Source organism: Sphaerotilus sp., from assembly GCF_013299175.1.
GTDB lineage: Bacteria > Pseudomonadota > Gammaproteobacteria > Burkholderiales > Burkholderiaceae_C > Sphaerotilus.
The window spans coordinates 1-3499 of sequence record NZ_JAAFKF010000190.1 but is presented as its reverse complement, the minus strand read 5'-3'; the positions used below and the strand labels follow the sequence as shown (position 1 = coordinate 3499).

Genomic DNA, 3499 nt, shown 5'->3' with positions numbered 1-3499 from the left:
TCCGGGCCGGTGAAGAACACGTCGGAGCGGGCGCGGATGTAGTCCTCCATGCCCAGCTCCGAGCCGAAGGAGTGGATCGACTGCACCCAGCCCGCCTCGATCGCCGGGATCAGCGCCGGGTGCGGGTTCAGCGCCCAGTGCTGGCAGATCTTGCCCTTCAGCCCGAGCGACTCTCCGTAGGTCGGCAGCAGCAGCTCGATCGCCGCCGTGTCGAAGCCGATGCCGTGGTTCAGTCGCTGCACGCCGTACTCGGCGTAGATGCCCTTGATGGCCATCATCGCCATCAGCACCTGGATCTCGCTGATCTGCGCCGGGTCGCGGGTGAACAGCGGCTCGATGACGTTGGGGGTGGGCGCCTGCACGACGAAGTCCACCCAGCCGGCGGGCACGTCCACGCGGGGGACGCGGTCAACGATCTCGTTGACCTGGGCGATGACGAGGCCGCCGTGGAAGGCGGTGGCCTCGACGATGGCGGGGGTGTCCTCGGTGTTCGGGCCGGTGTAGAGGTTGCCGTCGGCGTCGCTGCTGTGGGCGGCGATCAGCGCCACCCGCGGTGTCAGATCGACGAAGTAGCGGGCGAACAGCTCCAGGTAGGTGTGGATCGCCCCGATGTTGATCTGCCCCTGCGACACCAGCGACGCCAGCCGACCGCCCTGCGGCCCGGAAAACGAGAAGTCGAGCTTCGACGCGATGCCCAGGTCGAACACGTCCAGGTGTTCGGGCAGCGCGAGCACCGACTGGACCATGTGCAGGTCGTGGACGCGGGCAGGATCGACCTGCACCAGCGCCTTGGCGAGGAAGTCGGCTTGCTTCTGGTTGTTGCCTTCGGGGCAGACGCGGTCGCCGGGTTCGAGTACCGCGTGCAGCAGATCGACCACCGCGCCGGTCTCCACCCGCTTGCCGCGCAGGCGGGTGCCCAGGGTGTCGGCGGCACGGGCGAGCCGGGCCTGCCGGTTCAGCGCGCGGTGGTTCCAGGTGCGGTCCATCGCCGGGGTCACTCCAGCTTGATGTTGCCGGCCTTGACGACATCGGCCCAGCGTTTGGTCTCGGCCGCCACGAAGTCACCGAACTCCTTGCCCGCCATCGTCGGGGTTTCCGAGCCGATGCTGTTCCAGGCGGACTTCAGCTCGGGGCTGCCCAGCGCAGTTTTCAGCTCGGCAGCCATCTTGTCCACGACCTCCTTCGGCGTGCCCTTGGGCGCCCAGAGGCCGTACCACGTCGCCACCTTGTAAGTCGGCACGCCGGATTCCGCGGCGGTCGGGATGTCCGGGAAACCCGGTGCCCGCTTGTCACCCGCCACCGCGATGGCACGCAGCCGCCCGCTCTTGATGTGGGTGGCCGATGACCCCAGGCCGTCGAACATCATGTCGATCTGGCCACCCATCAAATCCTGCAGGGCGGGACCAGCGCCACGGTAGGGGATGTGGGTGATGAAGGTCTTGGTCTGCATCTTGAACAGCTCGCCCGCCAGGTGGTGCGAGGAGCCATTGCCGGCCGAGCCATAGGTGAGCTGACCGGGCTTGGAGCGGATGTAGGCCAGCAGCTCTTTCAAGTCCTTGGCGACCACCTTCTGCGGGTTGACGACGATCACCTGCGGCACGTTGGAGATCAGTGCGACCGGGATGAAGTCGTTGGTCAGGCTGTAGTCGAGTTTCGGGTAGATCGACGGCGCGATGGCGTGGTGGACGGCGCCCATGAACCAGGTGTAGCCGTCCGGTGCGGCCTTGGACGCGACGGTGGCGCCGAGGTTGCCACCCGCGCCGCCCTTGTTGTCGATGATGAGCTGCTGGCCGAGCTGCTTGGACAGCACCGCCGAGAGCGGCCGGGCGAAGGCGTCGGTGCCGCCACCTGCGGGGAAAGGCACGACCAGCGTCATCGGCTTGGTCGGCCAGGCGGTCTGCGCCGCGGCGGGCAGGCCGATGGCCAGTGTGCCCAGCAGGCCGAGGCTGGTCAGGCCCATGGCGTGGCGACGGGACAGGGTCAAGGGCTTTTGGATCATGGGTGTCTCCGGAACAGGCTTGCTCACGATTAATGTATACATTGGACATTGAAATGCATCCGTATTCAATCCTGAGGGATACCCTTGGCGTCATGCAGGCCAAGCCTGAGACAATTCCGACATGAAGATCTCCGAGCGCCTGTGTGAAACCATCGAGGAGCTGATCGCCACGGGCGAGCTGGCGCCGGGCAGCGCGCTGGACGAGGCGATGCTGGTCGAACGCTACGCGGTTTCGCGCACGCCGGTGCGGGAGGCGCTGATCCAGCTCGCGGCGGAGGGGCTGGTGGAGTTGCGGCCGCGGCGTGGCGCGGTGGTGGCACAGGCCACGCCGCAGCGGCTGGTCGAGATGTTCGAGGTCATGGCCGAGCTGGAGGCGATGTGTGCGCGGCTGGCCGCCCGGCGTCTGCACGAAAACGATCTGATCGCCATGGACGCCGCCCTGTCGCACTGCGGGGATGCGTCAGCACAACGAGACCCGGACGCGTACTTCTACGCCAACGAGGCGTTCCACCGTGCCCTCTACACCGCGTCGCACAACGAGTTCCTGATCGAACAGACGCTGGCACTCCAGCGCAAGCTGCGCCCCTACCGGCGGCTGCAACTGCGGGTGCGCAACCGCATGCAGCACTCGCTGACCGAGCACGCCGAGATCCTCGCCGCGCTGCGCCTGGGGGATGCGGACCAGGCGATGGCCGCGACGCAGCGCCACGTCGTCGTGCAGGGCGAACGCTTTGCCGACCTGCTGGCGAGCCTGCAACTGCTGACGGCCGCGTAGTCCCCAGCCAGTCGGTCGGTGCCGTGGCGGCGCTATGCTGCCGGGCATGGCACTCGACACCCTTGAACTCCAGTCCGGCGACCACCCCGTCGCCAGCGTCATCGTCCTGCACGGCCTCGGTGCCGACGGCAATGACTTCGTCCCGATCGCCCAGGAACTCGACCTGTCGGCGATCGGCCCCGTGCGCTTCGTGTTCCCGCACGCGCCGATCCGGCCGGTCACGGTCAACGGCGGCATGCGGATGCGCGCCTGGTATGACATCTACGGACCCGATCTCGTGCGCCGCGAAGATGAAGCGGGCCTGCGGGCGTCGGTCGCCGACGTGCAGGCGCTGCTGGACCGTGAGGCCGAGCGCGGCATCCCACCCGGGCGCACCGTGCTGATGGGTTTCTCGCAAGGCTGCGCGATGACGCTGCTGGCCGGTCTGCGGGCGCCGCAGCGGCTGGCGGGGCTGGCGTGTCTGTCGGGCTACCTGCCGCTGGCGGCGACCACGGCCAGCGAGCGCAGCGCCGCCAGCCAGAGCGTGCCGGTGTTCATGGCGCACGGCCGCGTCGATCCGGTGGTGGTGCTGGCGCGTGGCACGGCGTCGCGGGATGCGCTGCTGGCGCTGGGCCACAGCGTCGAGTGGCACGACTACCCCATGGCGCATTCGGTGTGCCAGGAGGAGATCGAGGATCTGAATGCGTGGCTGCTGAAGGTTCTGGTGGCCTGAACACCCTGCGCCG

4 protein-coding genes are annotated in these 3499 nt (G+C 68.1%); 2 read left to right on the top strand and 2 right to left on the bottom strand.

All coding sequences use genetic code 11. The features are described 5' to 3' along the window. Positions 1–986: malonate decarboxylase subunit alpha (locus tag QZW52_RS18990; protein WP_294001677.1), on the bottom strand; the 986-nt coding region annotated here is incomplete at its 3' end. 8 nt (positions 987–994) lie between these two features. Continuing rightward, positions 995–1999, bottom strand: coding sequence for a Bug family tripartite tricarboxylate transporter substrate binding protein (locus QZW52_RS18985; RefSeq protein WP_294001674.1), 1005 nt, complete (start codon positions 1997–1999; stop codon positions 995–997). A gap of 121 nt (positions 2000–2120) precedes the next feature. On the opposite strand from QZW52_RS18985, the gene QZW52_RS18980 reads away from it, so the two are divergent. Both QZW52_RS18980 and QZW52_RS18975 read left to right on the top strand, forming a co-directional pair. After that, positions 2121–2774, top strand: coding sequence for a GntR family transcriptional regulator (locus QZW52_RS18980; RefSeq protein ID WP_294001671.1), 654 nt, complete (start codon positions 2121–2123; stop codon positions 2772–2774). Between the two features lie 46 nt (positions 2775–2820). Beyond that, positions 2821–3486 carry an alpha/beta hydrolase gene (locus QZW52_RS18975; protein ID WP_294001668.1) on the top strand — a complete coding sequence of 222 codons (666 nt, stop codon included), beginning with the start codon at positions 2821–2823 and terminating at the stop codon, positions 3484–3486. The last annotated feature ends 13 nt before the right edge of the window (positions 3487–3499 follow it).